At 39.6% G+C, this 14,157-nt stretch carries 16 protein-coding genes; 11 read left to right on the forward strand and 5 right to left on the reverse strand.

What is annotated here, in order from left to right; genetic code table 11:
• Positions 1-6: 6 nt before the first annotated feature.
• On the reverse strand, positions 7-1,344 hold the full coding sequence (gene tolC, locus AB6T38_RS11295) for an outer membrane channel protein TolC (RefSeq protein ID WP_372547409.1): 1,338 nt from the start codon (positions 1,342-1,344) through the stop codon (positions 7-9).
• 353 nt (positions 1,345-1,697) lie between these two features.
• On the opposite strand from tolC, the gene nudF reads away from it, so the two are divergent.
• From nudF to AB6T38_RS11325, 6 genes are all read left to right on the forward strand, one after another.
• The gene (gene nudF, locus AB6T38_RS11300) at positions 1,698-2,324 is read left to right on the forward strand and encodes an ADP-ribose diphosphatase (protein ID WP_372547410.1); all 627 of its coding nucleotides are present in this window, start codon (positions 1,698-1,700) and stop codon (positions 2,322-2,324) included.
• On the forward strand, positions 2,311-2,757 hold the full coding sequence (locus AB6T38_RS11305) for a DUF1249 domain-containing protein (protein ID WP_372547411.1): 447 nt from the start codon (positions 2,311-2,313) through the stop codon (positions 2,755-2,757). Before nudF ends, AB6T38_RS11305 begins: the two co-directional genes overlap by 14 nt.
• An 11-nt stretch (positions 2,758-2,768) precedes the next feature.
• Entirely contained in the window at positions 2,769-3,524 is a 756-nt protein-coding gene (locus AB6T38_RS11310) for a metallophosphoesterase (RefSeq protein WP_372547413.1), read from the forward strand.
• The gene (locus tag AB6T38_RS11315) at positions 3,525-4,100 is read left to right on the forward strand and encodes a YqiA/YcfP family alpha/beta fold hydrolase (RefSeq protein ID WP_372547414.1); all 576 of its coding nucleotides are present in this window, start codon (positions 3,525-3,527) and stop codon (positions 4,098-4,100) included.
• Between the two features lie 178 nt (positions 4,101-4,278).
• Complete coding sequence (gene parE / locus AB6T38_RS11320) at positions 4,279-6,168, forward strand: DNA topoisomerase IV subunit B (RefSeq protein ID WP_372547415.1); 1,890 nt, start codon at positions 4,279-4,281, stop codon at positions 6,166-6,168.
• 394 nt (positions 6,169-6,562) lie between these two features.
• Complete coding sequence (locus tag AB6T38_RS11325) at positions 6,563-7,882, forward strand: hypothetical protein (protein WP_372547416.1); 1,320 nt, start codon at positions 6,563-6,565, stop codon at positions 7,880-7,882.
• Positions 7,883-7,891: 9 nt separating this feature from the next.
• Here the strand turns inward: AB6T38_RS11325 and AB6T38_RS11330 are convergent, their stop codons facing one another.
• Together AB6T38_RS11330 and AB6T38_RS11335 are read right to left on the reverse strand one after the other, a co-directional pair.
• On the reverse strand, positions 7,892-8,242 hold the full coding sequence (locus tag AB6T38_RS11330) for a hypothetical protein (RefSeq protein ID WP_372547417.1): 351 nt from the start codon (positions 8,240-8,242) through the stop codon (positions 7,892-7,894).
• A 175-nt stretch (positions 8,243-8,417) separates the two neighbouring features.
• Positions 8,418-8,747 (reverse strand): hypothetical protein, encoded by a 330-nt coding sequence (locus AB6T38_RS11335; RefSeq protein WP_348491360.1) that lies wholly within the window; start codon positions 8,745-8,747, stop codon positions 8,418-8,420.
• 122 nt (positions 8,748-8,869) lie between these two features.
• On the opposite strand from AB6T38_RS11335, the gene AB6T38_RS11340 reads away from it, so the two are divergent.
• Entirely contained in the window at positions 8,870-9,058 is a 189-nt protein-coding gene (locus AB6T38_RS11340; protein WP_348491361.1) for a hypothetical protein, read from the forward strand.
• A 1-nt stretch (position 9,059) separates the two neighbouring features.
• On the opposite strand, the gene epmB is transcribed toward AB6T38_RS11340, so the two are convergent.
• Entirely contained in the window at positions 9,060-10,085 is a 1,026-nt protein-coding gene (gene epmB, locus AB6T38_RS11345; RefSeq protein ID WP_372547419.1) for an EF-P beta-lysylation protein EpmB, read from the reverse strand.
• Between the two features lie 32 nt (positions 10,086-10,117).
• Between epmB and efp the strand changes: the two genes are divergently transcribed.
• The 4 genes from efp (at position 10,118) to AB6T38_RS11365 (ending at position 13,559) form a co-directional block, all read left to right on the forward strand.
• Positions 10,118-10,687 (forward strand): elongation factor P, encoded by a 570-nt coding sequence (efp, locus tag AB6T38_RS11350; RefSeq protein WP_348491363.1) that lies wholly within the window; start codon positions 10,118-10,120, stop codon positions 10,685-10,687.
• 53 nt (positions 10,688-10,740) lie between these two features.
• Positions 10,741-11,718 carry an elongation factor P--(R)-beta-lysine ligase gene (epmA, locus tag AB6T38_RS11355; RefSeq protein WP_372547420.1) on the forward strand — a complete coding sequence of 326 codons (978 nt, stop codon included), beginning with the start codon at positions 10,741-10,743 and terminating at the stop codon, positions 11,716-11,718.
• A gap of 174 nt (positions 11,719-11,892) precedes the next feature.
• Entirely contained in the window at positions 11,893-13,032 is a 1,140-nt protein-coding gene (locus AB6T38_RS11360) for a GGDEF domain-containing protein (protein WP_372547421.1), read from the forward strand.
• Complete coding sequence (locus tag AB6T38_RS11365; RefSeq protein ID WP_372547423.1) at positions 13,029-13,559, forward strand: GNAT family N-acetyltransferase; 531 nt, start codon at positions 13,029-13,031, stop codon at positions 13,557-13,559. Before AB6T38_RS11360 ends, AB6T38_RS11365 begins: the two co-directional genes overlap by 4 nt.
• On the opposite strand, the gene AB6T38_RS11370 is transcribed toward AB6T38_RS11365, so the two are convergent.
• Positions 13,554-14,153 (reverse strand): peptidylprolyl isomerase, encoded by a 600-nt coding sequence (locus AB6T38_RS11370; protein WP_348491367.1) that lies wholly within the window; start codon positions 14,151-14,153, stop codon positions 13,554-13,556. The genes AB6T38_RS11365 and AB6T38_RS11370 overlap by 6 nt on opposite strands.
• Positions 14,154-14,157: the final 4 nt, after the last annotated feature.

Raw genomic sequence — 14,157 nt, forward strand, 5'->3', positions numbered from 1 at the left:
ATAAACTTAGGACGCTGGTTTTAGCCCTCGGTTAATATCTTCTAAGTCTTGTTCCGTTAAATTACCAGCTGAACGTTTCAACGTCATTACTGCGGAGATAAAATCATAACGAGCGCTAGCAAGGTTGCGACGAGCGTCAAACAGGTTTCGCGTGCTATTAAGCACATCAACTATGGTACGCGTACCTACGTCAAACCCTGCTTCAGTAGCTTGCAAAGCACTTTGCGCAGAAATAACCGCTTGTTCAAAAGCTCGAATAGTAGAGGTTGCTGCTACTACATCATTATATGAACTACGAATAGAACGAACAGTCGAACGGTGAGTCAGTTCTAAACTCTCGCTAGCGGCAATATAGTTATATTTTGTTTGTGCCGTTTGAGAGCTAACACTGCCACCTGAATAAATAGGCACATTTAAATTTAGGCCAATTGAGTCATTGTCCCGAACAGGTAAGTCGACACCAAGCACTTCGGTGTCATTACTGCCGATTGATGCTGTAAGGCTAAGTGTAGGATAGTGACCAGCACGAGCATGTTTAATGTCGTCTTTGGCTATTTCAGTTGCCAATTTGCTGACCATAAGATCTAGGTTTTTTTCTTCCGCAATAGCCAACCAGCCATCTACTTCCTCTGGAATAGGTCGGGAAGCCGAAAAACTCTCGGTATTAAGTACCGATAAATTATCGTGATATTTACCGGTTATTTCACGCAATTCTTCTAGTCTAAGCTCAACTAAGTTTTCAGCGACAATTTCTTGGGCAACGGTATTATCAAAATTAGCTTGGGCTTCATGCACATCAGTGATAGCGGTTAAACCCACTTCAAAACGTTGCTTAGTCTGTTCTAACTGACGTTCTATAGCGCGCTTTTCTGCTTGCACAAACTCCAAACCATCTTTTGCTCTAAGCACGGCTAAATAAGCGATGGTTGTTCTAACAATCAGCTCTTGCTTGGCTAACGCATAATTTGTGTCGCTCTGTTGTGCAACTTTCTCAGCTCGGTCTAGGCCTACCCAATTTTTATGGTCATAAACTGACAACGACAGGTTGATATCCCACCCTAAATTGGCAGTGTCTGTAGTAATAATTGAGGGTGAAGAGCTGCCACTTGAATAATTAAGTGATTCTTGATTACTTTTACTATAGCTAATAACACCAGAAACTTGAGGTAATAAGTTCGCCCGGCTGATTGATATGCCTTCAAAGGCTGCGTCACGATCAGCTTTTGCTTGATTGATCGTAGGATCTTGTTCCAGTGCGCGTTGGTACACCTGATAAAGATCATCTGCATAGGCTTGAGTGGCCACGCTAAAGCCAATAAGCAGAGACAGAATTGATTTTTTCATTTGCTTTCCTATTTTTGTTCCGTAGTGTATTGCATGATGTTTAGTTTTTTCGATTATTTTTATTTCGATTCAAAGTGTAAGTAAATCAAGCGTTAATCGAAAACCATAAGTGGTAACAGTATCCTGTGAAGTGTAACAGAATATGTTTGGCAGAACCTATATTCAGAGTTATTTAACTCGCCTTTTGCACCGATTCTGTACTTTAATAACCTAATTTATGTATTTTACCTTAATATTTTAGACAATAGTGTTTAAGGTAAAAATTTCATGCTATTAGGCTACGAGATGGCGTGTTTAGCAAGGTAACTGAGCCGATAAATTAGCAAGTCTACATAAAATTTGGAGTTTGAAAATTGAAACCTTTTCCAACATTTGGCAAAGACGATTTAAAAATTAGTACAACTAAACCTCTGTATAATGGTTTTTTTAAACTCATTAATTATCAATTTAGCCATCGTTTATTTGGTGGTGGGTGGAGTCAACTAGTTACCCGTGAAGTTTTAGAACGAGGTCATGCTGTTGCTGTATTATTGTTTGATCCTATACTTGATGAATTTGTTTTCATTGAACAGTTTCGTATAGGCGCATTTGCTACGAGCGAATCTCCTTGGTTAATTGAAATAGTTGCAGGAATGATTGAACAAAATGAGTCCATCGAAGAGGTGTGTCGTCGCGAAGCACTTGAAGAGGCTGGTGTAACGATTAAACGTATGCACAAAGCCCTTAGTTATCTCTCAAGCCCAGGCGGAACGACGGAGCGGATCCATATTTATATTGGTGAAGTGGATGCAACAACTGCACAAGGCGTGCACGGACTGGACCATGAGAGTGAAGACATCTTAGTGCGCCGAGCAACTAAGTTAGAAGCAATTGATTGGCTTAACCAAGGTAAAATCGATAACGCTGCTACGCTTATCGCGGTACAATGGTTCCTTATTAACGAACAAAAAGTACGTAATTCTTGGCATGAAAACACTTAGTCGACAACGTAAATATGTCCCAAACTTACCTTCATTGTTGGCGGTATGTGAGGCTAATTATGCCCGTCTACTTCGTTTGTTGCCTGATTGTGACACTGTGACACTAAGTTATACCTTTGAAATTAACGATGGCTTGTATTATCGCGTTAAAATTATCGATAGCAGCCGCTATACCAGTACAGTTGAATTGGCACAGTTAGCCGATGGTGTACCTGCATTTTTGCGGCCAGTTATGCAAATTCGACTTTATCATGATGCCAATGTTGCTGAGGTATTGAGTGCACAACATATCGGTTCGTTAAAACCTAGTTATGCTTACCCCAATACTCATATGCATCAGCCTAACGAAAAGGAAATGACTAACCGCTTCCTTGCGGAATGGCTATCGTTTTGTTTACGTCACGCTGAGTCCATAGGCTCATCTGAGACTTAACGTAAATCATCATGGCAAAGATAGTGCAACTTAGTGATTGCCATTTGTTCAAAGATAAGAGCAAAACCGGTTTTAACAATATTAATCCATACCAAAGTTTACAGTTGCTTCTAGACAAAGTTGAACAGCTTAACCCTGACGGAGTCTTGGTGACCGGCGATATTTCAGGTGACGATAGCGAGCAAAGTTACCAGCACTTTTTAACCTTAATGGCTCAATTTAATTTATCCAATAAATTCAAAGTGATTGCCGGTAATCACGATCAATCTAATGCCTTTAACAAGCTCCTTGCAAACTTGGATCTAGCCAAAAGCCAACCATGGCAAATAGACAATTGGTTTTTGCACGGCATAGATACCCGACACCAAGACACCTTGGGACGGGTCTGCCATAAAGATTTAGAGAACCTAAAAGACAAGCTGCAAAATAACCTTGATAACTTTCATTTAATTGCTTGTCATCATCACCCTCTAGCTAGTGGTGGGTGGATGGATAAACATCAATGGCTTAATCGGGACGATTTTGTCAATGCTGTGACGACACTGCCGCAAGTTAAGTTGGTGATATACGGGCACATTCATCATGACAGTCACCACAAAATTCTCGCGTGTGATTTTCACTCTAGTCCATCAACATGTTGGCAATTCGCTTCTCAAGCTGATTTCGCAATCAGTGATGCAATGCCAGGTTTTAAGCTTTATCAATTACATAACAATGGCAGCTTTGATAGCACCACTATTCGGTTACAACAGGAACAATTTAAATAAATGCAAAATGTACTAATTTATATCCACGGATTTATGAGCTCTCCGCAATCAGTCAAGGCACAACAAACCAGTACTTATGTGCGTGAGTATCATCCTGAGTTGATAATGGAAGTGCCTCAGGTGCCGAACTATCCTTTAGAAGCAGCTCATATGCTGGAAAGTTTGGTGAGTAAATATGCAGATAAAAAATTAGCGTTTATAGGCAGCTCCATGGGCGGGTTTATGTCTACTCATTTGGTTGAGAAGTTCGGTGGTAAAGCGGTATTAATTAATCCAGCTGTTCGTCCTTTTGAGTTGTTAGAGGACTTTTTAGGCACCCATATTAACCCTTACACGAATCAAGAATTTACCTTACAAGCTGCACATATTCAGCAACTTATTGATTTGAATACAACCAACTTAAATAATCCCAGAGCATATTGGGCGTTATTACAGACTAATGATGAAACCTTGGATTATCGTCAAGCTGAGCAAAAATATGCAAATAGTAGACTGACAATCGAGCAAGGGGGAGATCATAGCTTTCAAAACTACGCCGATCATCTGCCAGAAATTTTCAAATTTTTACTCTCTTAAGTTAATTTAGTTGTTCATTAACTTTAGGCTTCCAAAACCCTGTAAAAAAATGATTAGCGCTCAAGAGTAGAGAAAACCTAATATGTTGATTGCTCAGCTCATCTTGAGTTGATAACATCAATGCAAGTATAGGTGTGACAAAGCACCTCCTTTTGGCAACAAAAATCGAATAAAAAGCATGTCAAACCAATATAATTCTGATGCAATTGAAGTCCTTAATGGATTAGATCCGGTAAAACGTCGTCCTGGGATGTATACCGATACCACTCGCCCAAATCACCTTAGCCAGGAAGTTATTGATAACAGTGTCGATGAAGCTTTAGCAGGATTCGCCAGTAATATCAAAGTCACTTTATATGAAGATCAGTCATTGGAAGTGGTTGATGACGGTCGTGGAATGCCTGTGGATATTCATCCAGAAGAGGGCATTTCAGGGGTCGAATTGATCATGACCAAGTTGCATGCTGGTGGTAAATTCTCCAATAAAAATTACCAGTTTTCTGGTGGTCTGCATGGTGTGGGAATATCTGTGGTGAATGCATTGTCTACTAGAGTCGAAGTTTTGATTCGACGAGATGGTAATGTCTACAGCATGGCGTTCGAAAACGGCGACAAAGTTGAAGATCTTAAAGTTGTCGATACCTGCGGAAAACGTAATACCGGAACTGGTTTAAAGTTTTGGCCCGATCCTGTTTATTTCGATTCTGCTAAGTTCTCTGTGACCAAGTTATTGCATATATTGCGCGCTAAAGCGGTTTTATGTCCTGGTTTAAAAATTAAGTTCGACAATAAAATCACCAAAGAAAGTCAAGAATGGTATTTCGAAGATGGCTTAAGAGACTATCTATATCAGTCAGTCAGTGATTACATTACTTTACCTGAAGATGCACCATTTGTTGGTAAAATGGCGGGCAATCATGAAGCCGCAGATTGGGCGGTAATGTGGTTACCTGAAGGTGGAGAACTGGTAACTGAAAGCTACGTTAACTTGATCCCTACTGCACAAGGTGGAACTCACGTAAATGGACTCCGACAAGGCTTACTTGAATCCATGCGAGAGTTTTGTGAGTACCGAAACCTATTACCCCGTGGAGTGAAGCTGTCACCGGAAGATATCTGGGATAGATGTGCATATATTCTGTCTACAAAGATGCAAGATCCGCAATTTGCCGGACAAACTAAAGAACGTTTGTCGTCACGGCAATCCGCTGCATTTGTTTCAGGTGTGGTTAAAGACGCGTTTAGTTTATGGTTGAATCAACATACTGATGTGGCTGAGTTATTGGCCGACATGTGTATTAACAACGCGCAGCGCCGTTTACGCCAAAGTAAAAAAGTTGCTCGTAAAAAGGTTACTCAAGGTCCGGCATTACCGGGTAAATTGACCGATTGTACCAATCAGGATATTGAACGTTCTGAACTGTTTTTGGTGGAAGGGGATTCTGCTGGCGGTTCCGCTAAACAGGCTCGAGATCGTGTTTTTCAAGCTATCATGCCTCTGCGCGGTAAAATATTAAATAGTTGGGAAGTGGATTCATCCCAAGTACTGGCATCTCAAGAGATCCATGATATATCGGTGGCTTTAGGGATAGATCCAGATTCAGAGGACTTAACGGGGTTACGTTACGGTAAAATTTGTATTTTAGCCGATGCAGACTCTGATGGATTACACATTGCTACTTTGTTATGTGCATTATTTGTGCGTCACTTTAGAACTCTGGTCAATCGTGGACATGTGTATGTTGCCATGCCGCCTTTGTTTAGAATTGATGTGGGTAAGGAAGTTTATTACGCCCTTGATGAAGGTGAAAAACAAGGGATCTTAGACCGAATTGAAGCTGAAAAAAAACGCGGTAAGGTTAATGTGCAACGATTCAAAGGTTTGGGGGAAATGAACCCTATGCAACTTAGAGAAACGACTATGGATCCTAATACTCGTCGTCTTGTTCAACTTACTGAAGGTGATGCCGGGCAAATGATGGAATTAATGGACATGCTACTTTCTAAAAAGCGTGCTTCGGATCGTAAGGTCTGGTTAGAATCTAAAGGCAATATGGCTGAAGTTTAATTAACAATAATTAATTTTATATTAGGCATTTGTTCGTATTTGCATCGCCAAAACTTCTAGGAATTTCAAGTGATGCAAAGATTTCTGTATTAAATAGCACGGCCGGAAATATGTGTGCTACCTTACGTTTAATAAATGATAAAACCAAAAGATAAGAACTTGACACTTCTACGGTGAATCCTAATGCTGATCAATCAGAGGCTATTGCTGACTTCGGCTTTGCAGAGCCAGGTTGTTCTATGGGGGGGGTCAAGATAAGCTGTTAAAAAGTGACTTATTGTTCAGGCTTGCAGCAGAATAAATAGTTGATTTTTCTACTCATTAAATAAGCAAATCGGTAAAACAAGGTTAATTTTTATCAGGTCGGTGTTGCGAGTTGTTTGGACGGTTGCTGATGTCTAAAGTAATTAAATTTTGCAAACTATTCTTGCTACTCTTAGTCGCAATTTTAGTTATATTAGTAGTGCTAATTGTCGAATCAAAACCAATAGTTGCGACCAATGCATCTGTGCAAGTTGATGATGCCGATAGTATCAATATTCTAATAGATCAGACGAGGCAAATAACTCGTAAACGTTACATTCCGCAAACCATAATTATTTCTAAACCGCAAATGAACAGTATTGTTGGTTTTTTACAACGTGCTATTCCAGAGTTCTCTGGGCAAGTCGATACAAACTCTAAAAAATTAGGCGTTAAATTTAGTTATAAAATCCCAATTAAATGGCCATCTGTCTATATTAATTTGCAAGGCGATTTGTATTCAGCCTCCAGGATTAAAGTGGCAAATGTAAATTTAGGAGATCTGCCAATATCTGGGGATTGGGGTATTTCAGTGATGACTTTTATCGTGAATCGGTTGACTGATAGTGATCTGGGTGATCAAGCTTTGGATCAAATCTCTGAAATAACCGTTTCTGCTGAGGAATTAAAGGTAAAGTTAATTCCTATTCATGACTTTTTAGTTAGCTTAAATGAAATCAAAAACGGACTCTCAGGCAGCGGTGATGAGGAGCTTAAACAAAGAGTTCGTTATTATTTGGCATTTTTAGATAGTTTGAGTTTTTCGCAACACCGTGGTGGATTGCCATTATCTGATTTTATGAACCCGCTATTCAAAAAGGTCAAGACTAGGACGCCTCAATCTAGTGCTGTCATGGAAAATGAATCGGCCTTATTAGCCTTAGCAATTTATGTAGGTCACCACCGCATGGCGAATTTTATAGGTGACGTGCAGCCTTATCAAAACAAGTTGGTAATGCCTTATTACCGTCCCCTGTTAAGAGGACGCAGCGATTTAACTCAACATTTTGTCATTTCTTCAGCAATAAAGATTTTAACCCAACAAGGAATAAGTCATGCCGTTGGAGAGTTTAAGGAATTGATGGATAGGGCTGAGGGGGGCTCTGGTTTTAGTTTTGCTGATTTAGCTGCTGATCTGGCTGGAATTAAATTTGCGTCTATGGCTATCGATCCTATCTACGCTGAAGCTTTCCAAGATGCCTTAGCACAAGTAGAAAGCGAAGATTTATTTTTCCCTGCTATCGATAATTTACCTGAAGGCTTGAGTAAACAGGCTTTTATTAAGCAATATGGAAATGTTGAAAGTGACGAATACAAGCAGACGGTTGCTCAAATTAACCAGCATCTTGAACACCTACCTTTGTATCTAGAATTCAAGGCTAAAAATAGTAACACTGATACCCTTCAATGATAGGTGGTGCTACAAGAGTTCTTGAATAGAGCGGTAGACTTCAGTGGCCTTTTCAGTGGTTAAATTATTTTTCGCTGCAGAGCCAACGCTGCTGGAAACCCGAATAAATTCATTACCAGAAAGAGGTTCAGCACTATCATTTTGATTATCTGCCTCTGTACTTTGGTTTTGTTCAGGTTGAGTCCGTTCCTGCAGAGTTTGTTCGTTTTGTTGTAAAATTCTAGCTTGAGCTGAGAGCTCAACCTCTGGTTTGTTTGCACTTCCTATGCCGAAGGCATTGAGGCTAGGCTCTTTACTATTTGAAGTATTGGAAAGAGAGTTAGATATATTATTTAGACTGTTACTTGTTGTAATTTCCATGATCTCACCTCCAAACTTTATACATAGCTGATTACTATGTTCTACACTTTCAAATCGAGTTTAAATATCTAGACCTCTGCTTATAATTATGGTGTATTTTGCTCAAAAAACAACCTAATCAATTATGTTGGCTCTATCAATATGATTTTAGCCGTGTTTCATATTAGCCTTGTTACTAAAGAGTCGTTTTTAGTTGACTTAAAGTACTGAGTAATAATTCCATTTTTTTGACTATTCCAGGCAGAGCATTCTCGAATTTTTGTTGCTCCGCGGTTTCAAGTTCAGCGACCTCGGCGGCAAGCTCCTTTACATAGGGCATGAATCGTTTGCTTTGAACGCCAAATCCCGCGTCTTCTGCAAATATATGATTAAACTTTCCTTTTCCTGATTGTTGCAGTTTAGAAAGTGCTTCGTCTGCATCTATAGCTTTACGATAAATAAGCTGCATATTTTCAGTTAATTTCTCAAATAACGGGCGAAGTGTCGCGTTCAATTGTGGGGACATGGAAAATAATCTCAATAAAGTGAAAAAAAATACTCAAGAATGTTTAATTAGAGTCGATAACAAGCGTAGACGGGTAATTCTGCCTGTTTTTTTAAATTGCTACAAGCAATGAGGTAATTGGTATGGAACTTCAGGGTGTAAATGCATCAGGGGCTACCGGTGCGTCACTTGAAACCAAAGCTTTGCAACTCGCGAAATCAAATCAAGAGACGCAAGGTCAAGCGACGCTTCAGTTGTTGGAATCAGCGGCTGACGTACCAAAAGTTTCTTCTAATCCTGCTATTGGGTCAAATGTAAACACATTTGCTTAATTTAAGGGTGGAGATGTAAGTCTAAAGGTGTCTTGCCAGGTTGTCCGCCTATTTCTCTTACGAGTTTTGGGACAAGAAATCCTGGCAAGCGCTTTATCATTTCTGCCATGATTTCCCTTGCTTGATTTTCGTTCACAGCAAAGTGAGTAGCACCTTTCACTTTATCCAGCATATGCAAATAATATGGCATCACGCCAGCTTCAAATAAACGTTCACTTAAGGCTATTTGACTCTCGGCGGTATTATTTACGCCAGCAAGTAATACAGATTGATTAAGCAGGGTTACCTGTTTTTCCCGCAGTAAATTTAGCTTTGAGAGTAACTTTGTGTCGATTTCATTAGCATGATTGATATGCAATACCATAATCATTTTTAACCTAGACTGGCTAATCCATTTAAGAAACTGAGCGTCTATTCGATTCGGAATGACTACTGGCAAGCGGGTGTGCATTCTTAGTCGCGTTATGTGAGGAATCTGTTCAATCTGCTTGGTTAGCCATGCTAGAAAGTCATCTTTGGCCATTAGCGGATCACCACCAGAGTAGATTATCTCATTTAATTTTGAATCTTGCGCAATATAATCTAAGGCTTCTATCCATCCCTGTTTATTCAAACTATTTTGCTGATAGGGGAAGTGTCGACGGAAACAATAACGGCAGTTAACCGCACACCCTCCACGAACCATTAATAGCGCCCGGGTTTGATACTTATGCAAAATTCCTTGTTGCGGTGTTTCTTGTTCTAGCAAAGGATCAACCGTGTATTCAGGGTCTTCCAGAAATTCGTCATATAACGGAAATATTTGTTTGAATAACGGATCTTGGGTGTCACCTTTGCTCATCAAGTTAGCAAAGTGTTGTGGAACACGCATGGGAAAAAGTGACCTAGCCGCTAAATTTTTAATCTGTTCTTCCGCTGGAATATTTAAATATTTCAGTAGTTTTTGCGGATCATTAAAGCTAGTTGCTAGTTCTTTTTGCCAGTTACTCTCTACAGAGATGGATTTTTTAGGTATTATCTTGGCCAAACGAGTACTCAATCGATTAATTTAGAGGGTTTATGGCTAATTACAGCACAAATGAATTCAAAGCGGGCTTAAAGATAATGCTCGACGGCGAACCTTGCAACGTTCTTGAGAACGAATATGTAAAACCAGGTAAAGGTCAGGCCTTTAACCGAGTTAAAATTCGTAAGCTTATTTCCGGAAAAGTGTTAGAGAAAACCTTTAAATCCGGTGACAGCGTAGAAGGTGCAGATGTAATGGATACGGAACTAACGTATCTTTATAACGATGGTGAATTTTACCATTTTATGAACAACGAAACTTTCGAACAAATTGCTGCTGACGAAAAAGCCGTAGGTGAGAGTGTGAAGTGGTTGGTTGAGAACGACAATTGCACAATTACCCTGTGGAACGGTAGCCCAATCGTCGTGACACCACCTAATTTTGTTGAACTAGAGATCACTGAAACTGATCCTGGTCTAAAAGGTGATACTGCTGGGACAGGTGGCAAACCTGCTACTTTGGTGACTGGTGCCGTAGTTCGAGTTCCTTTGTTTGTTCAAAGGGGTGAAGTAATACGAGTAGATACACGCAGCGGTGAATACGTTTCACGGGCGCAAAAATAAGTTTCCACGTCTAGGGCCCAATTCCCATTGGGCTCTCAAATTATCTGGATTTTATGAATTCATCAGTCAACTGGCGACCCACCGCAACTATTCAAACCCTGAAAAAGCGTGCAGAGATTAATACTCAGATCCGTGAGTTTTTCGCTCATCGTAACGTATTAGAAGTGGAAACCCCGGTGTTAGCACATGCAAGTGTCACCGACATACATCTTCAGGGTTTTTGCACACAATTTAATAGCCCTTTAAAGCCAGAAACTGAAAGCTTATTTTTGCAGACATCCCCAGAGTTTGCCATGAAGCGTTTATTGTGTGCCGGAAGTGGCAGTATCTTTCAGTTATGTAAATCCTTTCGCAATGAGGAGTCTGGTAAGCATCACAATCCTGAATTTACCATGTTAGAGTGGTATCGCGTCGACTTTAATTCATCCCAGTTAATTGACGAAATAGATGAGCTCTTGCAAAAGATACTCAAAACCGATCCCCTCGATAGACACACTTATCAGCAAGCTTTCCTCACTTATTGTGATATTGATCCCTTAAACTGCACTTTAAAAGACTTAAAACGCAAAGCAGAGTATTTTGGGTTTGCTAATATTGCTCAGCATGAGACTTCAAAAGATGTACTTTTACAATTGCTTTGCAGTCAAGTTGTAGAACCTAAAATTGGTCGTGTTAAACCTGTGGCGATAACTGATTTTCCAGCGTCACAAGCAGCTCTAGCTCGCATAAAACAGGACGACCCTCGTGTGGCGGAACGATTTGAAATTTATTTTAAAGGATTAGAGCTTGCTAACGGGTATTACGAATTGAGTGATGTTAAGGAACAATTGTCACGGTTTAAAAACGATAATCAGGTTCGTCAACAAAGTGGTCTGACCGAAATAGGTTTAGATGAGCATTTCATGGCTGCAATGGAAAATGGCTTACCTGATTGCTCGGGCGTTGCCTTAGGGGTGGATAGATTAGTGATGATAGCTTGTGAGGTTCAAAATATCGATCAAGTCATGAGTTTTTCAATTGATAATGCATAGTTCAACAATCTAAACTAAAATTTAATCGTCAAAATCAACAAAATACATGGTATGCCTTCACATTTTTGTTAAACTAGATTTGAAGGATTTTTAATCGACGCACTAACACCTATTACGCAGTTTATATTGCAATGAATGTGAGTGTTTTATGGTTTCGATTTGACGAGTGGATTGATGTCACAACTTTTTCCCAAACCAAAGCCTGCTTTTCTAGCCGAATATTTGGTACATAGTAATTCCAATAACATTCAGTACGCCATTTACTTTTCTTATTTGGCATCAGTAGTTTTTGGTATCCAATTACTAAGTCATTTTCGTCTGGGTGAGTGCGTGTTTTTTGCTGCCAATATTCCACATACTTTGTTGTACTTAGTGTCATTTCTATTTGCTTTGACCAATGCTTTTCTATTGAACAAATTACAACGTTTTCCAAAATTACTCTCTTTTGGCAATGCCATTGAAATAATTTTTTCAATATTTTTTGCCACAGTAGGTGTTTTTTGGTCTCTGTTGAGTGTGAATGATGGATTGGGGATTGCGCCTTTTACGATTATTATGGTGCTACTGTGTTGTTCCCTGCAGGGTTACCTAAGTTATCTTTTGAGTATTCTTATGGTGGCTTTCGCTGGACTGCTTGTTGGGCTTATTTGGGTCACAGGTTCCATTGATATATGGCCTCATATTAGCATCGCTTTTAGTAGCGTTTTAGCGTGTTTTGCGGTTGCCCATTTGGTTGAAAAAACCAGATTGAAGAACTTTGAAACTATTTACTCCTTAACCAATACCAATAAGCAATTACAAACCCTTTCGCAACAAGATCATTTAACCAAATTACTGAATCGCCGAGCTATTGATAGCGCCTTAAAAAGAGAGATGGCACGAAGTGAGCGCTTTGACCATTCCTTATCTTTACTGATGATTGACGTGGATAACTTCAAGCAAATTAATGATGGTTTTGGACATGTTTTTGGTGACCAAATACTAATCGACATTTCAACTAGCATTAAAAAACACGTTCGTGATGTTGATTATGTTGGTAGAATGGGGGGCGATGAGTTTTTAGTGATTTTGATTGAAACCAATCAAAATCATGCTCTTCAAATTGCAGACAGAATGCGCAATGAAGTTCGAACAATCAAAAGTCAAAAGTTAGATTGCGATATATCTATTAGTGTTGGCCTTACTTCAATGCAAGGAGAGAGTGTTATGGCTCTATTAGAAAAAGCGGATAAAGCCTTGTATCTTGCTAAAAAGGCAGGCAAAAATAAAGTCCGTAGTGTTTTTTCACAACCAAATGATGCAACAGGTTCATGAATTGTAAAGGTACCCTAGTAGCTCAAACTGAGCGTTTAAATATCCGTAAAGTCACCCTAGCAGAAGCTTACTTTATTCTAGATTTAGTCAATGATCCGGATTGGATTCGGCATATTGGTGACCGTAATATTCACAATCAATCAGATGCACGTGAATTTATCGAAACTGGGCCTTTTGTTTCTTATCGAGAAAATGGTTATGGACTGTACGTATTTTGCGATAACCGAAAAAATCGGCCCATGGGTATCTGCGGAATGTTAAAAAGGCCCTTTCTTGAATACCCTGATATTGGCTATGCTATTTTGCCTGAATTTAGACGTAAAGGATTAACCTTAGAGGCCTGTGGTGGAGTCTTAGCTGCGGACTGTAAGCGCCTAGGTTTAAAAACCGTGCATGCAATGATATCGCCAGAAAATACTCAATCAATTAATCTAATTGAACGATTGGGGTTTGAATTTACTAATGTTATTCAACACCAAGGTGTAGATACAAAACTATTTACCTACACCAAGCCGGAAGTATTATAGGGGCGGTAAAATCGTCACTTTGTTTAACAGTACCGGCTCGATAGGCACATCAGCCCAACCAACAATGGCGTCATACTGAGTTTCTACCTGAGATATGGCGTCTAAAATATCTGTGCCCTCTGTTACATAGCCAAATACAGCGTAACCCCATTTTCTACCAGGATCTAAACTCTCATTATCATTTAAGTTGAAATAAAATTGACGGTTCGCGGTATGGGGATCATTTGAACGGGCCATCGCAATGGTATAAGTACGATTCTTTAAACCGTTTCCGGCTTCGTTATAGATATCAGGAAATTTAGATAAATCTTTGTAGTCTTTATCATAACCACCACCTTGCACTACGAAGTCGGCTATTACTCTATGAAAAATTGTACCTTCAAAGCTACGTTTATCCACGTATCGTAAAAAGTTATTAACCGTAATGGGCGCTCTAGACCTATCTAGTTCGACAACAAAGTCTCCCATGGTGGTATGCATCATTACTCTTGGGTAATAATTATCCGGTTGAATTTGTGAGCCATCGTCTTTGGGTTTGCCTTGGACTAAAAAAGTGACGAAGATTAATGTTAGGGTAAACAAAGCCTTTTTCATGATA

Source organism: Aliiglaciecola sp. SL4 (genome assembly GCF_041538045.1).
Taxonomy (GTDB): domain Bacteria; phylum Pseudomonadota; class Gammaproteobacteria; order Enterobacterales; family Alteromonadaceae; genus Aliiglaciecola.

What these genes read in the sequence shown, in the direction of transcription:
- tolC (WP_372547409.1), bottom strand. Translation starts at nt 1,344, where the DNA reads ATGAAAAAATCAATTCTGTCTCTGCTTATTGGCTTTAGCGTGGCCACT.
- AB6T38_RS11305 (WP_372547411.1), top strand. Translation starts at nt 2,311, where the DNA reads ATGAAAACACTTAGTCGACAACGTAAATATGTCCCAAACTTACCTTCA.
- AB6T38_RS11310 (WP_372547413.1), top strand. Translation starts at nt 2,769, where the DNA reads ATGGCAAAGATAGTGCAACTTAGTGATTGCCATTTGTTCAAAGATAAG.
- AB6T38_RS11315 (WP_372547414.1), top strand. Translation starts at nt 3,525, where the DNA reads ATGCAAAATGTACTAATTTATATCCACGGATTTATGAGCTCTCCGCAA.
- parE (WP_372547415.1), top strand. Translation starts at nt 4,279, where the DNA reads ATGTCAAACCAATATAATTCTGATGCAATTGAAGTCCTTAATGGATTA.
- AB6T38_RS11325 (WP_372547416.1), top strand. Translation starts at nt 6,563, where the DNA reads ATGTCTAAAGTAATTAAATTTTGCAAACTATTCTTGCTACTCTTAGTC.
- AB6T38_RS11330 (WP_372547417.1), bottom strand. Translation starts at nt 8,242, where the DNA reads ATGGAAATTACAACAAGTAACAGTCTAAATAATATATCTAACTCTCTT.
- AB6T38_RS11335 (WP_348491360.1), bottom strand. Translation starts at nt 8,747, where the DNA reads ATGTCCCCACAATTGAACGCGACACTTCGCCCGTTATTTGAGAAATTA.
- AB6T38_RS11340 (WP_348491361.1), top strand. Translation starts at nt 8,870, where the DNA reads ATGGAACTTCAGGGTGTAAATGCATCAGGGGCTACCGGTGCGTCACTT.
- efp (WP_348491363.1), top strand. Translation starts at nt 10,118, where the DNA reads ATGGCTAATTACAGCACAAATGAATTCAAAGCGGGCTTAAAGATAATG.
- epmA (WP_372547420.1), top strand. Translation starts at nt 10,741, where the DNA reads ATGAATTCATCAGTCAACTGGCGACCCACCGCAACTATTCAAACCCTG.
- AB6T38_RS11360 (WP_372547421.1), top strand. Translation starts at nt 11,893, where the DNA reads ATGTCACAACTTTTTCCCAAACCAAAGCCTGCTTTTCTAGCCGAATAT.
- AB6T38_RS11365 (WP_372547423.1), top strand. Translation starts at nt 13,029, where the DNA reads ATGAATTGTAAAGGTACCCTAGTAGCTCAAACTGAGCGTTTAAATATC.
- AB6T38_RS11370 (WP_348491367.1), bottom strand. Translation starts at nt 14,153, where the DNA reads ATGAAAAAGGCTTTGTTTACCCTAACATTAATCTTCGTCACTTTTTTA.